The 21,447-nt window shown below is 41.9% G+C and carries 16 protein-coding genes, 2 tRNA genes and 2 pseudogenes; 14 read left to right on the top strand and 6 right to left on the bottom strand.

Going from position 1 to position 21,447, the window contains the following annotated elements:
- Positions 1-7 precede the first annotated feature (7 nt).
- Positions 8-139, top strand: a complete 132-nt coding sequence (locus tag V7K35_RS13115) for a hypothetical protein (RefSeq protein ID WP_335079654.1) — start codon at positions 8-10, stop codon at positions 137-139.
- Between the two features lie 108 nt (positions 140-247).
- Here V7K35_RS13115 and V7K35_RS13110 read toward each other — a convergent pair whose 3' ends face one another.
- The gene (locus V7K35_RS13110) at positions 248-787 is read right to left on the bottom strand and encodes a DUF2267 domain-containing protein (RefSeq protein ID WP_335079536.1); all 540 of its coding nucleotides are present in this window, start codon (positions 785-787) and stop codon (positions 248-250) included.
- Between the two features lie 402 nt (positions 788-1,189).
- Here V7K35_RS13110 and V7K35_RS13105 point away from each other — a divergent pair, with 402 nt between their 5' ends.
- From V7K35_RS13105 to V7K35_RS13045, 13 genes and pseudogenes are all read left to right on the top strand, one after another.
- Positions 1,190-2,236, top strand: a complete 1,047-nt coding sequence (locus V7K35_RS13105) for a dienelactone hydrolase family protein (RefSeq protein ID WP_335079534.1) — start codon at positions 1,190-1,192, stop codon at positions 2,234-2,236.
- A gap of 259 nt (positions 2,237-2,495) precedes the next feature.
- Positions 2,496-3,230, top strand: coding sequence for an SDR family oxidoreductase (locus V7K35_RS13100; RefSeq protein WP_335079532.1), 735 nt, complete (start codon positions 2,496-2,498; stop codon positions 3,228-3,230).
- Positions 3,231-3,903: 673 nt separating this feature from the next.
- Entirely contained in the window at positions 3,904-6,165 is a 2,262-nt protein-coding gene (locus tag V7K35_RS13095) for a hypothetical protein (protein WP_335079530.1), read from the top strand.
- Between the two features lies 1 nt (position 6,166).
- Positions 6,167-6,379 (top strand): annotated as a pseudogene (locus V7K35_RS13090) (XisI protein); the annotation flags it as partial.
- A 187-nt stretch (positions 6,380-6,566) separates the two neighbouring features.
- A complete protein-coding gene (locus V7K35_RS13085) occupies positions 6,567-7,145 on the top strand; it encodes a hypothetical protein (protein WP_335079527.1) in 579 nt (192 codons plus the stop codon).
- A 206-nt stretch (positions 7,146-7,351) separates the two neighbouring features.
- Positions 7,352-7,427 (top strand) — tRNA-Met (locus V7K35_RS13080).
- Positions 7,427-7,501, top strand: a tRNA-Met gene (locus tag V7K35_RS13075). Before V7K35_RS13080 ends, V7K35_RS13075 begins: the two co-directional genes overlap by 1 nt.
- Before the next feature lie 662 nt (positions 7,502-8,163).
- On the top strand, positions 8,164-9,690 hold the full coding sequence (locus tag V7K35_RS13070) for a slipin family protein (protein ID WP_335079650.1): 1,527 nt from the start codon (positions 8,164-8,166) through the stop codon (positions 9,688-9,690).
- 248 nt (positions 9,691-9,938) lie between these two features.
- On the top strand, positions 9,939-10,886 hold the full coding sequence (locus V7K35_RS13065) for a DNA adenine methylase (protein WP_335079526.1): 948 nt from the start codon (positions 9,939-9,941) through the stop codon (positions 10,884-10,886).
- Positions 10,849-11,592 (top strand): HNH endonuclease, encoded by a 744-nt coding sequence (locus V7K35_RS13060; protein ID WP_335079525.1) that lies wholly within the window; start codon positions 10,849-10,851, stop codon positions 11,590-11,592. The genes V7K35_RS13065 and V7K35_RS13060 overlap by 38 nt, the downstream gene beginning before the upstream one ends.
- A gap of 288 nt (positions 11,593-11,880) precedes the next feature.
- Positions 11,881-12,804 (top strand): polyphosphate kinase 2, encoded by a 924-nt coding sequence (gene ppk2, locus V7K35_RS13055; protein ID WP_335079523.1) that lies wholly within the window; start codon positions 11,881-11,883, stop codon positions 12,802-12,804.
- A 300-nt stretch (positions 12,805-13,104) separates the two neighbouring features.
- Entirely contained in the window at positions 13,105-14,538 is a 1,434-nt protein-coding gene (locus V7K35_RS13050; RefSeq protein ID WP_335079521.1) for a DNA methyltransferase, read from the top strand.
- An 11-nt stretch (positions 14,539-14,549) separates the two neighbouring features.
- Positions 14,550-15,518, top strand: a pseudogene (locus tag V7K35_RS13045) (type II restriction endonuclease).
- A gap of 202 nt (positions 15,519-15,720) precedes the next feature.
- On the opposite strand, the gene nifD reads toward V7K35_RS13045, so the two are convergent.
- From nifD to nifS, 5 genes are all read right to left on the bottom strand, one after another.
- On the bottom strand, positions 15,721-17,187 hold the full coding sequence (gene nifD, locus V7K35_RS13040) for a nitrogenase molybdenum-iron protein alpha chain (RefSeq protein WP_335079648.1): 1,467 nt from the start codon (positions 17,185-17,187) through the stop codon (positions 15,721-15,723).
- Between the two features lie 156 nt (positions 17,188-17,343).
- Positions 17,344-18,237: a nitrogenase iron protein gene (gene nifH, locus V7K35_RS13035; RefSeq protein ID WP_335079519.1), complete on the bottom strand. Its 894-nt coding sequence runs from the start codon at positions 18,235-18,237 to the stop codon at positions 17,344-17,346.
- Between the two features lie 338 nt (positions 18,238-18,575).
- The gene (locus V7K35_RS13030) at positions 18,576-18,932 is read right to left on the bottom strand and encodes a globin domain-containing protein (RefSeq protein WP_273768343.1); all 357 of its coding nucleotides are present in this window, start codon (positions 18,930-18,932) and stop codon (positions 18,576-18,578) included.
- Positions 18,933-19,213: 281 nt separating this feature from the next.
- Positions 19,214-20,113, bottom strand: coding sequence for a Fe-S cluster assembly protein NifU (nifU, locus tag V7K35_RS13025; protein WP_335079516.1), 900 nt, complete (start codon positions 20,111-20,113; stop codon positions 19,214-19,216).
- Between the two features lie 107 nt (positions 20,114-20,220).
- Positions 20,221-21,429 (bottom strand): cysteine desulfurase NifS, encoded by a 1,209-nt coding sequence (gene nifS, locus V7K35_RS13020; protein WP_335079514.1) that lies wholly within the window; start codon positions 21,427-21,429, stop codon positions 20,221-20,223.
- Between the last annotated feature and the right edge of the window lie 18 nt (positions 21,430-21,447).

The raw sequence follows: 21,447 nt of genomic DNA, 5'->3' as shown, positions 1-21,447 counted from the left end.
TGAGCACATGCTGCTGAGTGTTGCATCTCGCTATGGCAAAAATAGTGATGAGTACGGGATGGCTGGTGGAACACGCAAGTCAGATTATCGACGCAAAGCACGCGCAGTAGTCAACCAAATGATGAAGCTTGCGGAGTGATTATCTGAATAAACTCACATTAATGGTTGTGAATCAGTAAACCTATAATAAAAAAGCCTGTTTGTGATCATTACTCACAAACAGACTTGACTTTTTATAGCTTTCTAATTAAGCCTGCTCCCAAAGCTGACGTACATAGTCAGGTAGCCAGCTAGCAATTTCCTGAATCCGCTCTTCGGAAAGTTCGTCTTTGGTGGCAGAAAATACCGCTTTAACCGCTTGCTCTCGCTCGACTGATCGTGGCATTCCGCTTTCATTAGCAACGCGAAACAGGAAGCGATCGGAATCGATATTAAAGATACCTGGGCCTTTCCAGGGTGGACGAACCCGGCTCAAAAATCCCACAATTGGATTGGTGTCTTTCCAGAGATCAGACACTTCAAATTGGAGTGCTTTCTCATCAGTAGGTATAGCCTCTGTATGCAATTCTGCCTCGACGCGATCGCTGGCTTCTGTGGTCATCACGTCACGCATCACGCGAAACACAACTTCGGTAAAGTCTCTTGCATCATAGGGGTCTGCAAATCCGGCTTTGACCTGAACTTTTTCCAGGAACGAGCGATGTTCGTCGGGGATTACAGTTCGAGAATCTTCAATCTCCGTTGGGTCAATTTCTGGAATATTTGTTCTAAATGATTCATCAGGCATTGTTTTTTCTTGTGCTTTTTAATTTTGAGTCTTTATGCTTACCTTAAGGTCGCATAAATCGAAAACCCTTAGTATCATCCAGAAGTTTGAAATACCACCTATTCAAAAGTTAGAAATTTAGCTGATCAACTGAGATATTTGGCATTAACACGCGCAAGTTAGTTGTGTAGCGATTGCGATCGCTGGTGTTTTTACCCGTCGTGGATATCGCCCATTAGTAGACCTCTTGCAAAAATCCTTGAATCACCCCTCCCCAACCCTCCCCTTTACAAGGGGAGGGCGCAAGATTTCAAGTTTCCCCCCTTTATAAGGGGGGTGGGGGTCTATTCGACTTATGCAAGAGGTCTAATGTCGAAAAACAGTCAGAATAAATGAGTTGGTATAAAATCAGCCGAAACAAAGATGGTAGAAACAAACATCGAAATTAACACTTGCTATGTCAAAGTACCTAACAATGGCTTAGAAATCGATGCTTACTTAGCTCAACCAGTACAAAAGGGAACCTTTGGGGCAGTTATAGTTTTTCCAGAAATTTTTGGAATCAACAGTAATATTCGAGATATCACCGAACTAATAGCTAAACAAGGTTATGTAGCTATAGCACCCGCGCTCTATCAACGTATTGCTCCTGGTTTTGAGGCTGACTTTAGCCCAGAAGATGTTGGCTATAGCCCAGAAAGCTATCGGCTTGGCTTAGAATACTATCAACAAGTAAAGTATCAAGAGATATTCAGCGATATTCAAGCTGCCATTACCTACCTAAAAACTTTACCCAATGTCAAAGATGATGCAATTGGCGTCATTGGTTTCTGTTTTGGGGGTCATGTTGCTTACATGGCTGCAACGTTACCTGATATCAAAGCAACAGCTTCGTTTTACGGTGGTGGGATTACCACTTCTAGTTATGGTGAAGACACTCCAACCATTAATCGCACCTCGGAAATTAAAGGTACTATCTATGCGTTTTTTGGTACAAGAGATGCGTTAGTTTCGCAAGAGGAAAATAAGCAAATTGAGGCAGAATTAAAGAAATATAACATAAATCATCGTGTATTCCGATACACACAAGATCCACGTCGGTATATTGATTCAACAAATATCCCCTATATTGTTCTTCCGGGAAACGCTGATTTTAGAAGGGTTACAGGCGTTAAATTAGGAGATTTTGCAGTTCTTTACAACATTAATAATGAAAAACTCATTTTTGCAATCTATGCTGATATTGGGCCTAAAAATCAGATTGGGAAGGGTTCAGTAGCTCTGTCTCAAGCTCTTGGAAACGATCCATTCGTGCGCTCAAGAGTTAGGCGAGGAATTTCTAAAGACATCGTTTATGTTGTTTTCCCAGGTTCTGGGAATGGACAGCCAAGAAAAACTTCAGACATAGAAGCTGAATCTAAGCAGCTTTTTGAAATATGGGGTGGCGTAGAACGGATAAAGTCCTTATAAAAGTGTACTTTATGCAAATATTAGTGCGATCGCCTAAGCTCGACTTTATCCAAAATTACAGCAATTTTAAGGTAAATAGACCCGTGTTGTAGGCCTACAACATATGTGGTTCGATTAAATGAAAACTGCTGTCAGATTAAAGAAACGCTTGAACTAATTGGCAAAATTAAGCTTAAGATTCTTTACATTAAAAAACTTCCGTCTCAATTAGGGTAATATATGGGCAATTTCAGTAACATAAACAATAAAATAATTACGTATGTCAGTAATTAAGAATAAAATCGTTTTAATTACAGGTGCAAGCAGTGGCATTGGTGAAGCTAGCGCCCGTTTACTCGCTGCTAGAGGCGCACATGTTGTGTTAGGTGCGCGTCGCACCGATCGCCTGGAAACTCTTGTGACGGCAATTCGTGATGAGGGTGGTTCAGCGCACTATAAGCAGTTGGATGTCACGCAACGCAATGACATGGAGGAATTTGTCGGATTCGCTCAAAAGACGTTTGGCCGCATCGACGTAATTGTGAACAACGCAGGTGTCATGCCGCTTTCAAAACTGGAAGCCCTCAAGGTTGAAGAATGGAATCGGATGATCGACGTAAACATTCGAGGCGTTCTGCATGGTATTGCTGCGGGATTGCCAATTATGAAAGAACAGGGATTTGGTCAGTTCATCAACATATCATCAATCGGTGGACATGCAGTAAGTCCCACCGCAGCCGTTTACTGTGCTACGAAGTTCGCAGTGGGTGCTATTTCCGAGGGACTGCGCCAGGAAGTCAGCGACATCCGGGTAACGGTGATTTCCCCTGGAGTAACGGAATCAGAACTGGCGGATAGTATTTCGGATAGCGAAGCGCGTCGGGGGATGCAGGATTTTCGGCAGATTGCTATTCCACCGGAGGCGATTGCTAGAGCGATCGCATTTGCGATCGAACAACCTGACGACGTTGATGTTAGCGAAATCATTGTGCGCCCCACCGCCAGCCCTTATTAATTTTAAAGGATTGGATACTAGTTCTTTAAAGAAAACTTATTTCATTTGCGCTCGTCGGAGAATCAGCAAATTATGTTACCACGACGCACTGCTCTTTCTAACACTAAAAAGGTTCTTTTTCTACGAGCTATGATCTATACCTTGTAATCCAGCAAGAGTAATATTCTTGACCTTAAAATTTTACGTATATATCAGCCTGAGAGAATTCTGGCAAATCTGCAATGGCTTTTGCTACAAACGCGATCGCTCTCATGAATGTGTGAACTACTGAAATGAGAAAGCAAACTGGGGTTTGAGAAAGTAAAAGCTGATTTTGCTTGTGGAAAACACCAAAATGAGTAAGTCATATCATGTCTGGTCAAAGACTTATCATTTAGACCGCAGTTCTTGCAGGGTGCTCTTAGCAGGGGGAAAGAGACTTTTCCGATTTTTGCACAGAGCTGGTAATCATAAATGATTAACCGGACTTGATATCAAAAGGCATTTTGAGAAAGTAAAATGCCATTTTGCTAACTAAATTCGACTTTATCCATATTTTTGCGCTGTAATGACCAGTTAGAGTCAAGGATTATATTTCGTAGGGCGACTGTTGCAATATGTGTGTTGTTGGGAATACTTAGCTATAGAACTACTCAATACTTCTGGAATTAAGTTTACTAAAGGACAATAAGCTATGTCATCAACTATGCAAATTGATAGTGCTGCAACAGCGAGAACTACCCAAATCGCTCAAATAATTCAAAAGCGCCGTCCATTAGGTCAAAAAATTGAAACCGTAGAGATTAATCTCAAAACTCTTTCAGCTGCCTTACGTCAACTTGAAAAGCAGCGTGATCAGTTACTTGATAAAGTTGGTGATCTTGGCACAATTGGAAGGCTCAGAGAGATTGATTGTTCTGCCATTCAGAGAAGTATTGATACTGAGTTAGCTGCTCTTAACAGTCTCAAGTCTCGGTTTTCTCGTAATACCCTTAACATTGGGGTGGTAGGACGCGCTAGACAAGGTAAAAGCCGACTTCTCCAAAGTTTGACAGGGTTATCAACGGCTGAAATTCCAGATGGTGATGACCAACACTGTACGGGAGTTCGTAGTAACGTTCACCACAACTCAGATGTAGGAGAAACTTATGCTGAAGTATGGTTTCATACTGAGCGTTCCTTCCTAGATGAAGTGATTGCCCCTTACTATTGGCAACTTAAGCTGGGTTCCCATCCCTTAACCATTCAAGAATTTGCTGATATTCCACTACCAGAACTTCCTAAAGAGTTAGCTGAAAAAAGACAGGCTGCGGCTAAGTATGATCATCTTTGTAGATATCACCAAAATCTTCACAGATATCGTAATGTTTTGTCAGAACCTTCTCCACGTCGCGTCCCACGACATGAAATCCGAGAGTACGTAGCCCAAGATACGTTAGACAGACGACGTATCTACTTTAATTATTTGGCAGTTCGAGAGGTAAAAATCGTTTGTTCTTTCCCAAATTTAGATATCGGACAAATCGCTTTAGTTGATATGCCCGGTTTAGGAGACACTGGGATTGGTGACGAAGAGCGAATGATAAAAACATTAGGGCAGGACATAGACTTAGTTTTATTTGTACGAATGCCCAAATCCACTGGTGATTTCTGGGCAAAAGAGGACGTTGAACTTTATGATATGGCTAATAGTGCCCTAATTGACCTTCCTATCAAAGAATGGTCTTTCATGGTACTGAATCAGATCAGCGGAAGTTCTGATAATCGAAGAAATTGTGAAAGTTTAGCTGCGACAATATCTGAGAAACACATTGATGTTCAAGATTTTATAATTGCAGACTGTGCTAACTCAGAACAAGCACAAACTGAAATATTAGATCGAGTCTTACATTATCTAGCAGAGAGGGTTGAAGTATTAGACCGACAATATGCTTCTGCATGTCAAGACAGACTGATTCAGCTTCAAAGAACTGTTGCTATTGAGTTAGAAAAAGCTAAGGATGCTTGGAGGCAAGCATCAAGAGATGATTGGTTTCCTAAATTCCTTGAACTTTTTGGAAAGTTTTGGAATGATTTGACGAGAGAACTTGAACGTCTAAGTTCATCAATGATCTCTGAACGAGATACCGACGATAAAAACTTTAAGTCCGCCGTTGATTCTGCGATCGCAGCTTGTCGCTCAAAGACGGGAATTCCTGAATTGGAGGAGATTCAGCAAAAGTGTTATGCTGCTGGGGCATACATGACTGCTTATGCTGAGTCCTTGCATGAAGTGCGTACTCATCTTTCAAAACAATTTCTTTCTTTGGATATTGCATTAAAGGAATCTTTAGAGCAAGCAAAGTCTCGTGTAGTAGTGGTTTTAAAGACTCATGGAAAATTGGAAAAGATTGCGGAAGGTAATGGTAGTGAATTCTTAAAGGAGTTAGCAGAAAAGATTCCAGAGAATTTAGCTGGTTTGAAACTTGGTTTTCAGACGCTTGCAACTTTCGATCTTCAATATCGTGGACTGGTTCAACATAGAATTAGAAGGCATTTAGATGTTTTAACTCCTAATAGAACAACCTACAGACTTGAAGGAAGTTTTCTAGACAAATGGATAGAAGATATAAAGGCAGGAGGAATACATACATCTTCCCCTGCTGAGAAAATTGTAAATAATCTCTTTAAAGCTCAAGCTGAAGCAGTTAACAACTGTGAAAAAGAACTTAAGACTCTTTTAAAAGAACCAAGTCAAGCAGGTTTCGCTATTGTCGAAGAATTTGTTGATCGGGTATTACGTGCTGAAGGTGTCCGTACTGAATGGCAGATTTTCTTACAGGAAGTTGCTTCAGATGTTTGGATTGATGAGTTTGGCACAACTATGGAACGTACCCAACTTAGACGAGACTGGATGCAGAGAATAGGGGAAGTCGATCATCTAAAGCAGCCAGATGCACTAAACTTTTTACGATAATCAGTGGATGAATGTTGGTTGGCAAGGGTCTAACCGTATTTATCGCTGCATTATGCATTTTGATATTAGAAATGGTAAAATTTGGCTTCAGCAGAATTTGACCGATCAAAATCCAGCCGAGGAGTTAGTTGCTGTGGGAGTCTCAAAGGAAGACATTGTGCTGGGTTTACAACCTCCATATAAACGACAGTACACAGAGTACGGTATCGCTTAAATTTTCTTATTTATTGGGTGCATTGTTGCAAGGGCGCAATGCACCATGATCTCAAGCAATTTGATAATATTAACAAAGTGAGCGATGCCGAACAGCCGATCGTAAACATCGCCTAAGACCCAAATCTAAGCGATGTCTACGACGGGCTAACGCTTACGCCCTCTTCAACAGAGAAAGCAAAAACACTATGGCAAAGCGTAAAAAAAGCAATCTCCAGTGGATTAAAGAAACGCTTGAACTAAAACCTGACCATTGTTGGGAATCTCCATCAGGCTATAAAATATTTGTTGCAGATCGAGGCGCTGTTCGCTTCAATGTTCCCCAGGATTGGGTTTTTGAGCCACAAGAAAAATCCTTCAAGTTCCTCGATAAAAAACCGCCCAACGATGATTGCTGTCTGGAAGTATCTTTTAATCGTCTGCCACCCAACGACTGGAGTCAGTTTCCGCTAAAATCCACCTTAAAGAAAGTCATGGAAGACGACAGTCGCAACGTCATTGCCAAGGGAGAAATTTTTACTGTCAAACGCCAAACTGCCAGGATTGTGTGGACAGAGATAAAGTTTATTGACACTCAGGAAGAACCACGAGAAGCTTTTTCGCGAACTTGCATTGGTTTGGGTTCAAATGTTCAGTGCTTGATTACATTCGATTATTGGGCAGATCAAGCAGAACAGCTAACACCAGTTTGGGATGAAGCGATGCGTAGTCTCACATTAGGGTTGTATATTCGTGACCCAATGACTGGTCTAGCTTTCCCAGACTGAGCCACAAGAATGAATCGTGAGCATAGGTCAAATTGAGGTGATGTCTACGATGGGCGTAGTTGTAGCACCTCACAATTTCCATGTGCTAAATTTTGAACTGGGATAGTAACAAAGTTACAAAGCTATAGTTTAGGTTCTATATGCCTAACTGGTGCGCCATCCTCTGGTATGAGTGTATACCGCCGAGTGCTTGAAACTGTACCATCGTTTGATTAGCTCAGTTGGTAGAGCAATCGACTCATAATCGATGCGTCACAGGTTCGAGTCCTGTATCAAACCCCAGGAAGTTAGCTCACTGGTAGAGCAATCGACTCATAATCGATGTGTTGTAGGTTCGATTCCTATACTTTCCACCAACCCTGTCTGGGTCAAAAGACACTACCCCGTCACGGTAGCCAATATGGTACGGGAGAAATCCCAAAACGGTTCGAGTCCGTCATTTTCCTAACTCTGCGGTGCAGGTGTTGTGCTGTCGATCATTACTCGTAAGGCTGATGTTCGATAGTCACAGTTAAGGAGCAAGCGCAACTGCATTTCTCTCTAACTTGAGTATGTCCCTTCGTTTCCTACATTTAGTTTTCCTTCGGGGATTCTGGATTGGCAACCGAACGGCATATTTGAGCGCAGTTCTCTTTTTCTAGATTGCCATTGAGCAGTCCGGTAAAACTAACAGCAATCTTAATCCAGCTTTAGAGAAGCTTTTGCCCGCACTTAAACTGTAAATACCTGCACTTGCAGAGTAAAAAAATACTTTGTAGTATATAGTAGTACAAGCAGATAAAACCAATCCTTTAGTCTGTGTCTACAGGGTTTTAAACTCCAAGAACCTCAAGAGAAATTCTGTCTACTCCAATACTTAAGCTGTGAGACAGCTATTTGCATCGCAGGTGGTATTTGAGTTCAAGCGAGGTTATAAATGTCTTGATCAAATCTTTTTAGCTGGTTGCGATGGCTACGCCCGCCGCAGGCATCGCCTAGCTTACCTAAGATATCGCCCAAATTATTTATGCAAATTCCTATGTGGGAAACATTTTATATCAAACCTAACGAAATTGGCATCTTATATCACCGCAGTGACTTTAAGAAAATTTTGCAGCCCGGTACACATACTTATTTTGGTTGGCATTGGCAAGTCAAAACCTACGATCTCAACCAGCCACAAGCTCAGATTGAAAACCTAGAACTGTTGTTGCGAAATCATCAGACTGAACTGCAACAACATTTATTGATTATCAGAACCGGATTCAACCAAGTTGCGTTAGTCCGCTACGGTCAGAATTGGGTAAGCATTGCACCAAATAAATTGATAGCTTTTTGGCGTGGTTTTATTGAGGTAGAATCTCATCTCTTCAACTTGGAAGAAAGCTGGGAATTGCCTGGTTCCTTTGTGCAGCAATTGCGCTCAGTTGCGTTGAATGGATTGAAGAAGTTCCAAATCTCAGAGTCTGAGATTGGTTTACTATATCTGCAAAATAATTTTGTGCGACCTCTAGAACCAGGAGAGTATGCTTTTTGGTCGGTAGATAGAGATGTTACAGTCAGGACTCTCAGCCGGATTGTGCCTAACCCAGACTTTCCCCTCGAAGATGTACTCATTGAAAAACATCCCGACTTTATTGCTGCCTACTGTGAAACAGTGCAATTACTGGCTTCGCAAGTTGCAATTGTGCGGTATCGAGGTAAAGTGATTTCTATTTTGTCGCCTACAAGTCGCAAGCTGTTTTGGCAGGGTGTTGCAGTGGAAATTATCGATATCAGCGCTGATGCTCAGTTACAGTCTGCCTTAGTGGCTGAGTTGGTTGAGGGTTCAACAGAAGTGAAATTGCTCAGTCGTAACAGTTTGCATATTTGCCAAGTTCCCGCCCAACACGTTGGACTAGTATACATTAATCAAGAGTTTCAAGGGGAGCGATCGCCAGGGGTACACGCTTGGTGGTTATTTGGCCGCTCTTTTCAAACCGAAACGATTGACCTGCGACTGCAAAATATGGAAGTATCCGGTCAAGACATCCTCTCAAAAGATAAAGTACCTCTGCGGTTAAATTTGACGGCTGGCTTCCGCATTCAAGACCCATTAAGGGCAAAAAACGGGCTGTCAGATATTTCCGGGTTCTTATACAAAGAATTACAATTTGCTTTGCGTGGTGCAGTCGGTGAACGGAATTTAGATGGTTTATTAGAAGATAAAGGTGCAATTGATAAAAGTATATCTGAATACATTCGCCAGAAAGCCGCAGACTATGGGATTGAAGTAGATTCTGTAGGTGTGAAAGATATTATTTTACCTGGTGAGATTAAGACTATCTTGAGCAAAGTAGTCGAGGCAGAAAAAGCTGCTCAAGCAAACGTAGTCAGACGTAGAGAAGAAACTGCTGCTACCCGCAGTATGCTAAACACTGCCAAAGTGATGGAGGATAATCCCGTTGCATTGCGTTTGAAGGAACTGGAAGTATTAGAGCGGATTGCAGAGAAGATTGATCGGATTCAAGTTAACGGTAGCTTAGATAGTATTTTAACAGACTTGATTAGTATTAATCGGCAGTGACATATTATATCATGTCCGGTTGCTTACCGATAATATGTCATTTGAAATGACGCAATTAGAGGGTCTTTGGGATTGCTTCGTTTCACTCGCAATGACGGTTATTGAGGTGCGTTGCGCTAGGCGACAACACACCCTACAGATTTTATGTAATTGCTTTTGTGAAGTTAGTATCTCACACAATCTGTTGAGCCGTTAGCCATCTTAATTCTCGTGATAGAGTTATCTAGATCATTTGTTCTCTATTTGAGATGACTAGTCTCCCGCATCCAATTCAATATCAAGGCAGTAAGAGAAATCTAGCTTCAGACATTCTCAGATTTGTACCCAACAGAGTGGAGAGACTGGTAGAGCCATTTTCAGGAACTGCTGCAATTAGTATCGCTGTCTCTGATAAAGCAATTTCACAAAATTTTTGGATTAACGATCTAAATAAACCTTTGGTTGAGCTATTGGAGTTGATTGTAGAGAAACCAGATGAAATAGCAAATGCTTATGCTGATATATGGAATGAGCAGCATGATAATTCTGTAGAACACTTTTATCAAACTAGAGAAAAATTCAATAAAACTAACAATCCAAAACATTTTCTATACTTGTTGGCTCGATGTGTAAAAGGCGCTGTACGGTATAACTCTGAAGGGTTCTTTAATCAAAGCCCTGATAAAAGGCGAAAGGGAACCCAACCTGAGAAGATGAGGAAAAATATAGAAGGAGTTTCTAAGCTTCTTAAGGGAAAGTGTATATTTACATACTTGGATTATAAAGATGTTCTAGCTGAAGTTAGAAATAGTGATTTTGTTTATATAGACCCCCCATATCAAGGTGTATGCGGTAATAGAGATTCAAGATATTATTCTGGGATTAATTTCGATGATTTTGTTGTAGCTCTCAAAGAGTTGAATCGAAAGGAAATAATGTTTGCAGTTAGTTATGATGGCAAACGAGGAAATAAAACCTTTGGTAAGGAATTACCTGAACAATTAGGACTCAAAAAAATTGAAATTGAAGTTGGCCGCTCGTCTCAAGCAACATTATTAGGTAGACAAGAAATTACAGTAGAGTCTTTGTATTTATCGCCAAATTTATCGTGTGAGCGCAATTTAGATTTGGAGAGCTATATTAGCGAAGCACATAAACAGATTATTCTTCTGGAACGGCATGGACAGTTCTCAACAGCACCCTCACTTACCCGATGATTTCATCCAACTTTGTCAGTCAGTAACCGCTAAAAGGCCAAAAGCTGTTATCGATCATATCTTGCAATATGGTTTTGTAACAACAGAAGAGTTGAAACAAAGGTACGGCTACAATCATCCTCCCAGAGCAGCTAGAGATGTTCGGGAACATGGAATTCCTCTGGAGACATTCCGCGTTACAGGAACTGATGGAAGGAGAATAGCTGCTTATAAATTTGGAGATATCAGTAAGGCTAGATTTTCTAGGCTATCTGGTAGAACGGGCTTATCCACACAGTTGAAAGATGAATTGATCAAGAGATATGGCTGTAAGTGCTTCATCTACTTGGAGAAAGTTGATAAGCGGGAATTGCAAATCGATCACCGTGTTCCTTTTGAAGTTGACGGAGAGCCAGAGCTAGAGTCTGAGAGCTTTATGTTACTTTGTGGTTCAGCTAATCGGGCAAAATCTTGGTCATGTGAGCATTGTGAAAATTGGAAAAGGATAAAAGACAAATCTATTTGCTTGTCATGTTACTGGGCGTATCCAGAAAATTACACGCATGTTGCGATGCAACAAGTTAGGAGGATAGACCTTATGTGGCAAGAGGATAATATTGAAATTTATGAAAAATTAAAACAACAGGCCGTAAGATTAAACAAAGAAATACCTGAATTTATCAAAGAGATCATTGAACGAGAAATTAGGCAAAACGGTGACAGATAATACCATTTCACGCAAAGCTACATTGCGCCATGTCGTTTTTTGCTGCCGTCTCCTTGGGAAGCGCCGCATTAGCAATTTTAAAGGTTCGTCCGGTGAGCGATCGCTTTTCGATGGGTCTTGCTGCATTGTGCAATTAAACTAAAAATTGAAATTGACTATAACGAAAGATGGATAAAAATTTTACATTTTTAGTCTGATAATACTTGCAAAGGTGTATATTTAAACTCAATAAAATATATACTTAATAGATAAGCAATTATGCAAATTCAATAGCATGGAGTAACTGCGATGTCAATTGATGAAATTAAAAACCAGCAAAATAATGGTCTAGCTCAACCCACTACAGATTTAATAGAAAACCTAGCAAAGGCAAAAGACAAGAAAAAATCTAAAAAATCAAAAGGAATTTTTGAAGTTAGCACTGAAGCTATTGCCAAAAAAATTCCCAAAAAGACTTTTGAAACTGAACTAGAGCAACTCCAGATTGAGTTAGTCAAAATGCAATACTGGATTAAGCACGTTGGCTATCGGGTTGTCGTAATATTTGAAGGGCGCGATGCTGCCGGCAAAGGAGGAGTAATTAAACGCATTGCCGAGCCACTCAATCCTCGTGGCTGTCGTGTAGTTGCCCTGGGAACCCCCTCTGATCGTGAGAAAACTCAGTGGTACTTTCAGCGTTACGTGCAACATCTTCCGACAGCAGGCGAAATTGTCCTCTTCGATCGCAGTTGGTACAACCGAGCTGGAGTTGAACGGGTGATGGATTTTTGTACTGAAGCAGAATATCAAGAATTCATGCAATCTTGCCCGGAATTTGAACGAATGCTGGTACGTTCAGGCATTGTTTTAATCAAGTATTGGTTCTCCGTCAGCGATGAAGAACAAGAGCAACGCTTTCTCTCTCGCAGTCACGATCCAGCAAGGCGTTGGAAACTCAGCCCGATGGATTTGGAATCACGTAATCGCTGGGTAGAATTCTCCAAAGCAAAAGATACCATGTTTGCGTACACGAATATTCCAGAAGCCCCCTGGTTTACGATTGAAGCGGATGATAAAAAACGGGCGCGGCTCAACTGCATTCATCATTTGTTGAGCAAAGTTCCTTACGAAGATATGACACCTCCTCCCTTAGAGCTTCCGTCTAGACCTGTGGGACAGAATTATGTTCGCGCCCCCCGCAATGAGCAGTTCTTTGTCCCTCAAGTGTATTAAGTAACATCAGACGTTGTGTTGCAGCTTCTCGCTAATAATTGAATATAGCCAGAAGCCCAAAAGTTTGTGTAAACCTTATTTATGAATGTTGCGATCGCCCAGAAATTTATCGGTTGAGACATCGCAGTTTCGAGGTTTTCGGTGAGTGATGAGATGTGTATGACAGGCTACTTCTTGTGCATCTCACACCATTTCTAAATATACAGTGACTTTTTGTAAAGTTTGGACGAATCAGATATTTACCCCTAAAATTTAGAACTATACTAACTTGACTAGTTAATTCTCTAGGAACATTCATCTGTGGTCAGCCTAGCAAGTATCTCCAATACCGTATCCGAAGTGGAAAGTGATGGTTTAGGCAAAATTGACAACCTTGATAGGCAACTGCATCAGCGCTTCCAGAATAAATTTTTGGTTCATCCTTCACTGACGCGACTTATAGTTAGTTTTCAAGCTAATAAAACTAGACCTATCTATCGGTGGTACAAATATAAAGAAGCTTTTTCTGCATCTCTTATAGAATATTTATTGCAACAATATAAAACTACTCAAGGCAAGGTTTTAGACCCATTTGCAGGTAGTGGAACTGCGCTATTTGCTGCTAGGGAAACTGGGATTGATGCTGATGGCATTGAATTATTGCCCATTGGTCAACAAATAATTAATGCTAAAAAGGTTTTAGATTCTGAATTCACTCCTGAAGATTTCGAGAGAATAAAAAATTGGTCAAAGTTACAGGTTTGGAAGCAGTGTGAGCAGAAAAGACACTTACCAGAATTGAGAATCACAAAAGGAGCTTATACTGAACTAACTAAAAATGCAATTGAGCAGTATCTGGAAGCTTGCAAATTAGAAAATAATAGAGTTCAAGCAGTTTTGAAGTTTGTCTTGCTATGCGTTTTAGAATCCATAAGTTATACACGTAAAGATGGACAGTACCTTCGTTGGGATTATCGTTCTGGTCGTGGACAGAGCAAGAAACCTTTCAATAAAGGTGAAATTTTAGAGTTTGAGAATGCTATCACCAATAAAATTATTGAAATTATTGATGACTTCCTGCCTTCTACACAACAAATTGAGCTTTTCCCAATTAAAAATCCTCAAGGTCAAATACATCTTTATGGAGGATCTTGTCTTGAGATTATGCCGCGCCTAGCCAATGGCGCATATGATGCAATTATCACATCCCCGCCCTATTGCAATCGATATGACTATACTCGCACCTATGCACTAGAACTAGCTCTACTTGGTATTTCTGAAAAAGAGTTAATTAACCTTCGCCAGGAAATGCTAAGTTGTACAGTTGAAAATCGCCCCAAAGATTTATTGACTATCAACTCAGACTGGAAAACAGCCTTAACTATTGCTGATTCACAGAATTTATTGCAGGCTATCTTGAAATATCTAAATAACCAAAAAGCAAACGGTATGTTAAATAACAATGGTATACCAAGAATGGTCAGAGGATATTTTTATGAGATGGCGTGTGTAATACAAGAATGTTTTCGTGTTCTTAAACCAGGGGCACTTTTATTCATGGTTAATGACAATGTTCGCTATGCAGGTGCAAGCATTTCAGTAGATATGATTCTCTCTGATTTCGCCCAACAACTCGGTTTTGTTATTGAAAATATCCTTGTTTTGCCAAGTGATAAAGGTAATAGTAGCCAGCAAATGGGAAATCATGGACGCGATCCATTGCGGAAGTGCGTTTATGTGTGGAAAAAGCCATAACTCGAATTCCTATGTCTTCCTATCGTAATCATCTTCAATCCATTGATGATCTTATAACAACTTATGAAGCAATCCGTGCAGGTTTTGTGGCTCTTGCACTGGAAAAAAATCGACGTGCTACGCCCTATGTTGCAGAAGCAAGGGCACTTAAAGAAGCTGCTACTAAAGCTGAGAGTCCTGTTGAATTATTAAAGATTAAGGGCATCGAGATGGGACTGTTAACTGCGGCAGGCTTATCTGATAAATCTCTAGCGCACCTGATGTCAGAGGATAAGGTAGAAGCTATAAATGGTCTGATTAAAAATTTTCTTGAACCAGCAGGTGCAAACTTTCCAGAGGAATTGGTTTTTAGATTTTTGCTGACTCGTGGTGACACACTTGGTGGCTCAATGCGAAATGTTGGAGGCGCGTTGGCACAACGAAAGCTGACTCGTGCAATTCTCTCCACTCTCACGATCGCAGGTACAAGATACCACTAGCAACACTCAAAGAGTAAAAAGTGGGTAGCTATGACAAATAATGACTCAGAAATTGAGTTATCTTTACGGGGAATAAGCTGGCAGAGCGAGATTGGTAATCGCACACTAATTTATAACCTGACTGTCCCGCTAGTTAGAAGTAATGTGGATCTATGTTTGTTTAACCTTAACCCAGCAGAATTAGTAGCCAACAAATCTAGCACCATTGAACCATCTGTAGTTGCACCATACGTTATCGCCCTTGGTGAACTTAAAGGGGGTATAGATCCCGCAGGCGCAGATGAGCATTGGAAAACTGCACAAGCAGCACTAAATCGTATCCGTGAAGCATTTTCTAGAGTAGGGCATTCACCTCTTACTTTCTTCGTAGGATCAGCAATCGCTAGAAGGATGGCAGGCGAAATCTGGAATCATTTGGAAAACGGCACTCTCAGTAATGCTGCTAACTTAAATCAAGAGAACCAAGTTGTATCTATTTCTCGTTGGTTGTGCAGTTTATAAACGTGTATTTAAGTATATTGACTGTGTTTTCAATCATGCGATCGCACCATTTAATCTAAAAAATCATCATTTTAAATAGTCTTTTATTTTACAGTTTTTCTTTGAGCAAAATGCTTTTCAAATCTAAAAACCAGACTCCATAAGAGTTATACTATCTAAAGCCTAAAAATAGATTGTTTCTAGATAACCCTGAAAGTTGCATTTAGGCTACAAACAGGCTCCTTTTTCTCCCACCGCTAAAAAACCTTGCATTATTATGATGTTGAGGAGCGTTGGCGCGTAGCGCGCCGCAGGCATCGCTAGGTTCGGAGTAATCCCAAGAGTGCATTTGACGGAAAGGCAGACCCATCTTTTGGAAGACGTACTTCTCTTTCACACCAGAAGCTACTAGGTCAGGCTTCAGCGCTTTGATAAATTCCTCGAATTCGTAAGCGGTAACGTCGTCATAAACGATGGTGCCGTTTTCGATGTAGCCAGCGGTACGTTTGTAGTCATCGTTATGAGCGAACTCATAACCTGTACCAATCATCTTCATGCCCAAGTCTAGGAAGGCTGGGACAACGTGGCGAGGACGTAGACCACCAACCATGATGGCGACAGTCTTACCATTCAAGCGGGGGCGATACTTACCGACTACCGCATCCATTGTTGGCTGATACTTGGCGATTACCTTCTCAGCGTTTGCTTGGATTGTCTCGTCAAACTTGGAAGCGATTTCCCGTAAAGATTCAGCAATCTTGGTGGGGCCGAAGAAGTTGTATTCTAACCAGGGTATACCATAAGCTTCTTCCATGTGACGGCTGATGTAGTTCATCGACCGATAGCAGTGGATGAGGTTCATCTTTACATTGGGGGTCATCAACATTTCGTTGATGGTGCCATCACCTGACCACTGAGCGACTATGCGCAAGCCGATTTCTTCTAACAGGATGCGGCTCGCCCAAGCATCTCCACCGATGTTGTAGTCACCGATAACGGCTACGTCATAAGGGGTACTTTCAAACTTGAGTGTACCGTCTTTCTTAGCTTGGTCGGATTTGGTGAAAACCCAGTCACGAATCATGTCGTTAGCAATGTGGTGTCCCAAAGATTGGGAAACACCCCGGAAGCCTTCGCAACGAACAGGTACAACTGGCTTGCCAATTTCTTTCGATGTCTTCCGAGCAACAGCTTCGATGTCATCCCCAATTAGACCGATGGGACATTCAGATTGAATGGAAACACCACGGTTGAGGGGGAAAAGTACATCAAGTTCTTGGATGAGCTTGGTAAGTTTCTTGTCACCACCAAAAACAATATCTCGTTCTTGGAAGTCGGAGGTGAAGTTCATGGTACCAAAGGAGTCAATACCTGTGGTGCCGATGTAGTAGTTACGACGACCAGCCCAAGAATAATAACCGCAACCAACAGGCCCGTGGCTGATGTGGATCATGTCCTTAATAGGGCCCCAAACCACACCTTTAGAACCGGCGTAAGCACAACCACGAGCGGTCATGACACCAGGAAGGGATTTAACGTTAGACTTAACGCCGCAGTCGGACTTACCTTCTTCGTATACGCCTAAGTGCTTTTCCCGTTTTTTCTTAGCTTTATCGGGGTAAGCCTCTAGAACTTCTTTAATTAGTTCTTTTCTTTCTTCGATAATGTTTTGATTTTCTGGAGGTGTCATACTTAACCTTTGTGACTCGTAAGGATCAGGCATAGGGGGACTAGGAGTCCCCTCTAAGGTTAGGGGGGAGATGTAAAGGAGAGGGTCAAAGGCAAAAGGTAAGATATGGAACTCTTCCTTTTTCCTTGTGCTAAAGCGTTATTTCTTAGCAGTAACTTATACTACAGGAGCTTCAGCAGCACTCTTACCAACTAGCATTGCAGTATTTTCGTCGCTTTCGAGGATACCGAATTCAATCAACAATTCTTCTAGTTCTTCCATTTCGATGGGTGTAGGAATAGCTAAATTCTTGTTGTCGATGATCTTTGTAGCTAATGTCCGGTATTCGTTAGCTTGGTTGCTTTCAGGTGCGTACTCGTTAACAGTCATCCGGCGCAATTCTGCGTGTTGAACGATGTTGTCACGGGGTACGTAGTGAATCATTTGGGTGTTCAACCGTTTTGCCAAGGTTTCGATCAGATCGATTTCCCGGTCAGTGTTACGGCTGTTACAAATCAAACCACCCAAACGCACGCCACCTGTGTGAGCATACTTAAGAACACCACGAGCGATGTTGTTTGCAGCATACATCGCCATCATTTCGCCTGATGTAACGATGTAGATTTCTTGTGCTTTTCCTTCACGGATAGGCATTGCGAAACCACCGCACACAACGTCACCTAATACGTCGTAAGATACGAAGTCTAGGTTTTGGTAAGCACCGTTTTCTTCCAAGAAGTTGATGGCGGTGATAATACCACGACCTGCACAACCTACACCGGGTTCTGGACCACCAGACTCTACGCAAAGAACGTCACGGAAACCCTTCAGCATTACTTCTTCGAGTTCGATATCTTCTACTGCACCACGTTCTGCGGCGAGGTGAAGAACGGTTGTTTGAGCTTTGCTGTGTAGCATCAAACGGGTGGAGTCAGCTTTAGGGTCGCAACCGACGATGAGGATGCGTTGACCCATTTCTGCCATAGCTGCCAAGGTGTTTTGGGAAGTGGTAGATTTACCGATACCGCCCTTACCGTAGAAAGCTATCTGTCTAATCTTTTCTTCAGTCATGGTTTGTATTTCTCTGCAATTGGTTGGTTGGTGGGTATGCGCGTTTGTCAGTTGCGTTCACGCCAGTTGAGCGACAGTAGTGAGCGCGTGTAGAGCATCGTTGGTAGCGTTGGCATAAATGCCTGCTGGGGGCGATCGCTCCACAGCTAAAATTATTGAAAGTAAGTACATATATTTCCTGGCTAAATTTTTTTCTTTTGTCCCTAGTCATTAATCATTTATCCTGACTAATGACTAGGAGATTACGCAATTTACAAATACGTCATAATGTGTTTCAACTGGAAAAATTAAATAGGACTTGATGTTGCTATTTGTCAACAATCAATGCAGAAGTCCTATTACTTGTTCAAAATAGCGCCCTTAAAATTTGAGACGCGCTCTAGTGCAGCGGTGGTGTCTTCTGGCGACTCTCCACGCACAGCCATTGATTCACTCAGGAGTTTTGCGATCTCATCGAAGTGTTGTTGCTGTAAATTCATTCCAGCATGTGTTTTGTCCATTGGACGACCTGCGTATTGCTTTGGCCCCTCAAAAATCTGAGATAAGAAAGCAACTAGATGATTACGTTGCTTGACCATATCTGTACCAGCAAAAATGGGATTTAGAAGGCTGTCTGTTGCAATACGTTTGTGGAGTTCATCTACTATTTGTTCAATAGCTGGTTGTCCGCCAAGTTTGTCGTACAATGTGCTCATATCCTGTTCCTTTGAAGCGAGTTAGATGATGAAATTTGCTTTTTAGGCACTTAATCTATGAAGCCTATATGCTGTTAGCAGTAATAGTGGTAGGACTGATACCAATTCGTAATTCGTAATTCGTAATTAAGAAAGTTAGATTTTAATGTGTTACTTTCTTTTAGCGAATTGGTATGAAGCATTGAGTGGAGACAATGATTCGGTTCAAATCCTACTTTCTGTTTCTGGCTGAATGCATATTAGGACGTATTTGTAGAGTACGTTAAGTCCTACAGCAATTCCTAAACTGCTTCGACTACAAGGCTCTTGCTGACACGCTCTTGTAATCTGGCTTCGATCGCAATTTTTAGGGTTGCTGTACTACTAGAACAGGAACCGCAAGCACCTTGCAGCACAACTTTAACGCGATCGCCTTCTACATCATAGAGTTCTACATCTCCCCCGTCAGCGATGAGTACGGGTCTGACTTCTTCATCCAGAACTTTTTGAATTAGAGCAATCTTTTGCACGTTAGTTAGCGATCGCTCTTTGGACGTAACAATTTCTGTGGCAACTTTTACGCCGTAATCGTTGATAGCAGATGAGGCGTATTCCTGTTGAACTGATTTAATTATATCATCAATGTTCGCCAAACAGGAACCGCATCCACCACCAGCTTTCACATAATTTGTTACCTCTTCGGCACCAGTGAGATTATTTTCTAGAACGACGCGGCGAATTTTGGCCTCGCTGATCCCAAAGCAACTGCAAACTAACGCGCCTTCATCATCATCATCATGGGTAGCTAGAGGTATGCCACGATAATTATAGATAGCGGCTTCTAGCGCTTCTTGTCCCATGACAGAGCAATGCATCTTTGCTTCTGGTAAACCACCCAGGTAATCTGCAATGTCTCTGTTGGACACTTTCAGGGCTTCATCTAAGGTTAAACCTTTGACCATTTCGGTTAATGCACTAGAAGATGCGATCGCACTAGTACAGCCAAAGGTTTGAAAACGAGCATCTAGGATCTTATCAGATTCTACTTCCACTTTCAGGTGTAGTCTCAGAGCATCACCGCAAGCAATGCTACCGATTTCTCCCATTGCAAGCTTAACCCCAGGTTCGCTCGTTTCTTCGATTGCTCCCTGATTTTTGGGATCGTAAAACAGTTCTAATACTTTATCGGTGTAGTCCCACATAATGAATTTTAGATTTTAGATTTTGGATTTTAGATTGAGGTATTAGGTATTGGGGATTGGGTATTGGGAAAATTCTTCCCTAATCCCTAGTCCCCAGTCCCTAGTCCCTAACGATGTGCCAGTGCTTGCTCTTGTTCTTGCAGCCAACCTGCATCATCATTTTTAAAGGGTGACAGGGCGCGTAAACGTTCCACAATACTGGGCATTACCTCTATCACTTGATCGATTTCTGCTTCAGTGGTGTAGCGAGAAAGGCTGAAGCGGATGGAACCGTGCAAAGTTGTGTAGGGTAAGCCCATAGCCCGAAGGACGTGGGAAGGTTCGAGTGAACCGGAGGTACAAGCAGAACCGGATGAGGCACAGATACCGTATTTATTCAACAATAGTAAGATAGCTTCACCTTCAATATACTTGAAGCCGATATTGGTGGTGTTGGGCAATCTCTGCGTAGGGTCACCATTTACTACACAATCGGGAATTGTCGCGAGTAAAGCTTGTTCTAGGCGATCGCGCAGCCTTGTTTGTCTTTTGTTTGCTTCTTCTAAGTGTAACAGTTCAAGTTCTGCTGCTTTGCCCAAGGCAATAATTCCCGGAACATTCTCTGTTCCCGCCCTACGTCCGCGTTCTTGGTGTCCCCCAAGTATGAAGGGACGGAACCGAACCCCGCGCCGGATATACAAAGCACCAATTCCTTTCGGCCCGTGCAGCTTATGACCAGACACGGTTAACATATCCACGGTGCTAGTCTTCATATTCAAGGGGATTTTTCCCACTACTTGCACCGCATCTACATGGAAGATAGCGCCATATTCTTTCACCCGCAACCCAATCTGCTCAATCGGGAAAATCGTGCCGGTTTCGTTATTAGCATACATAATTGTCACCAGGGCGGTGTTACCCGTCAAGGAAGCTTCTAGTTCATCTAGATCCAGCTGCCCTTGATGATTTACTGAAAGATAGGTAACACTGTAACCTTGGGTTTCTAATTGTTTGCAGACATTAAGTACTGCCGGGTGTTCAACCTGGGTGGTAACGATGTGTCGCTTTTCTGGGTGCGCCAATAGTGCGGCTCGAATCGCGGCGTTATCTCCCTCAGTTCCACAACTAGTGTAGACGATTTCTGACTGATCGGCTCCCAGAATGGCTGCAAGTTGTTCTCTTGCTGTTTTCAGTGCTTTACCGACTTGCCCACCAAAGGTATGCATACTGGAGGGATTGCCGTAAAAGTCTGTCAGGTAAGGTAGCATTACCTCTATAACTTCAGAGTCTACCTTAGTGGTGGCATTATTATCGAGATAGATGCAGTTATTTTGCATTGTTGTCTTCAATTACGA

It is taken from the genome of Nostoc sp. (assembly GCF_036917275.1).
Classification (GTDB): Bacteria; Cyanobacteriota; Cyanobacteriia; order Cyanobacteriales; family Nostocaceae; genus Nostoc.
Note: the sequence above shows the minus strand (reverse complement) of the source record. Positions and strands in the feature narration are given on the sequence as shown.

Excerpts from the sequence above, each read along its gene's own strand:
- nifH (WP_335079519.1), bottom strand. The coding sequence starts at position 18,237 with ATGACTGAAGAAAAGATTAGACAGATAGCTTTCTACGGTAAGGGCGGT.
- V7K35_RS13085 (WP_335079527.1), top strand. The coding sequence starts at position 6,567 with ATGGCAAAGCGTAAAAAAAGCAATCTCCAGTGGATTAAAGAAACGCTT.
- nifS (WP_335079514.1), bottom strand. The coding sequence starts at position 21,429 with ATGCAAAATAACTGCATCTATCTCGATAATAATGCCACCACTAAGGTA.
- V7K35_RS13105 (WP_335079534.1), top strand. The coding sequence starts at position 1,190 with ATGGTAGAAACAAACATCGAAATTAACACTTGCTATGTCAAAGTACCT.
- nifU (WP_335079516.1), bottom strand. The coding sequence starts at position 20,113 with ATGTGGGACTACACCGATAAAGTATTAGAACTGTTTTACGATCCCAAA.
- ppk2 (WP_335079523.1), top strand. The coding sequence starts at position 11,881 with ATGTCAATTGATGAAATTAAAAACCAGCAAAATAATGGTCTAGCTCAA.
- V7K35_RS13100 (WP_335079532.1), top strand. The coding sequence starts at position 2,496 with ATGTCAGTAATTAAGAATAAAATCGTTTTAATTACAGGTGCAAGCAGT.
- V7K35_RS13030 (WP_273768343.1), bottom strand. The coding sequence starts at position 18,932 with ATGAGCACATTGTACGACAAACTTGGCGGACAACCAGCTATTGAACAA.
- V7K35_RS13060 (WP_335079525.1), top strand. The coding sequence starts at position 10,849 with ATGGACAGTTCTCAACAGCACCCTCACTTACCCGATGATTTCATCCAA.
- V7K35_RS13115 (WP_335079654.1), top strand. The coding sequence starts at position 8 with ATGCTGCTGAGTGTTGCATCTCGCTATGGCAAAAATAGTGATGAGTAC.
- V7K35_RS13110 (WP_335079536.1), bottom strand. The coding sequence starts at position 787 with ATGCCTGATGAATCATTTAGAACAAATATTCCAGAAATTGACCCAACG.
- V7K35_RS13095 (WP_335079530.1), top strand. The coding sequence starts at position 3,904 with ATGTCATCAACTATGCAAATTGATAGTGCTGCAACAGCGAGAACTACC.
- nifD (WP_335079648.1), bottom strand. The coding sequence starts at position 17,187 with ATGACACCTCCAGAAAATCAAAACATTATCGAAGAAAGAAAAGAACTA.
- V7K35_RS13070 (WP_335079650.1), top strand. The coding sequence starts at position 8,164 with ATGTGGGAAACATTTTATATCAAACCTAACGAAATTGGCATCTTATAT.
- V7K35_RS13065 (WP_335079526.1), top strand. The coding sequence starts at position 9,939 with ATGACTAGTCTCCCGCATCCAATTCAATATCAAGGCAGTAAGAGAAAT.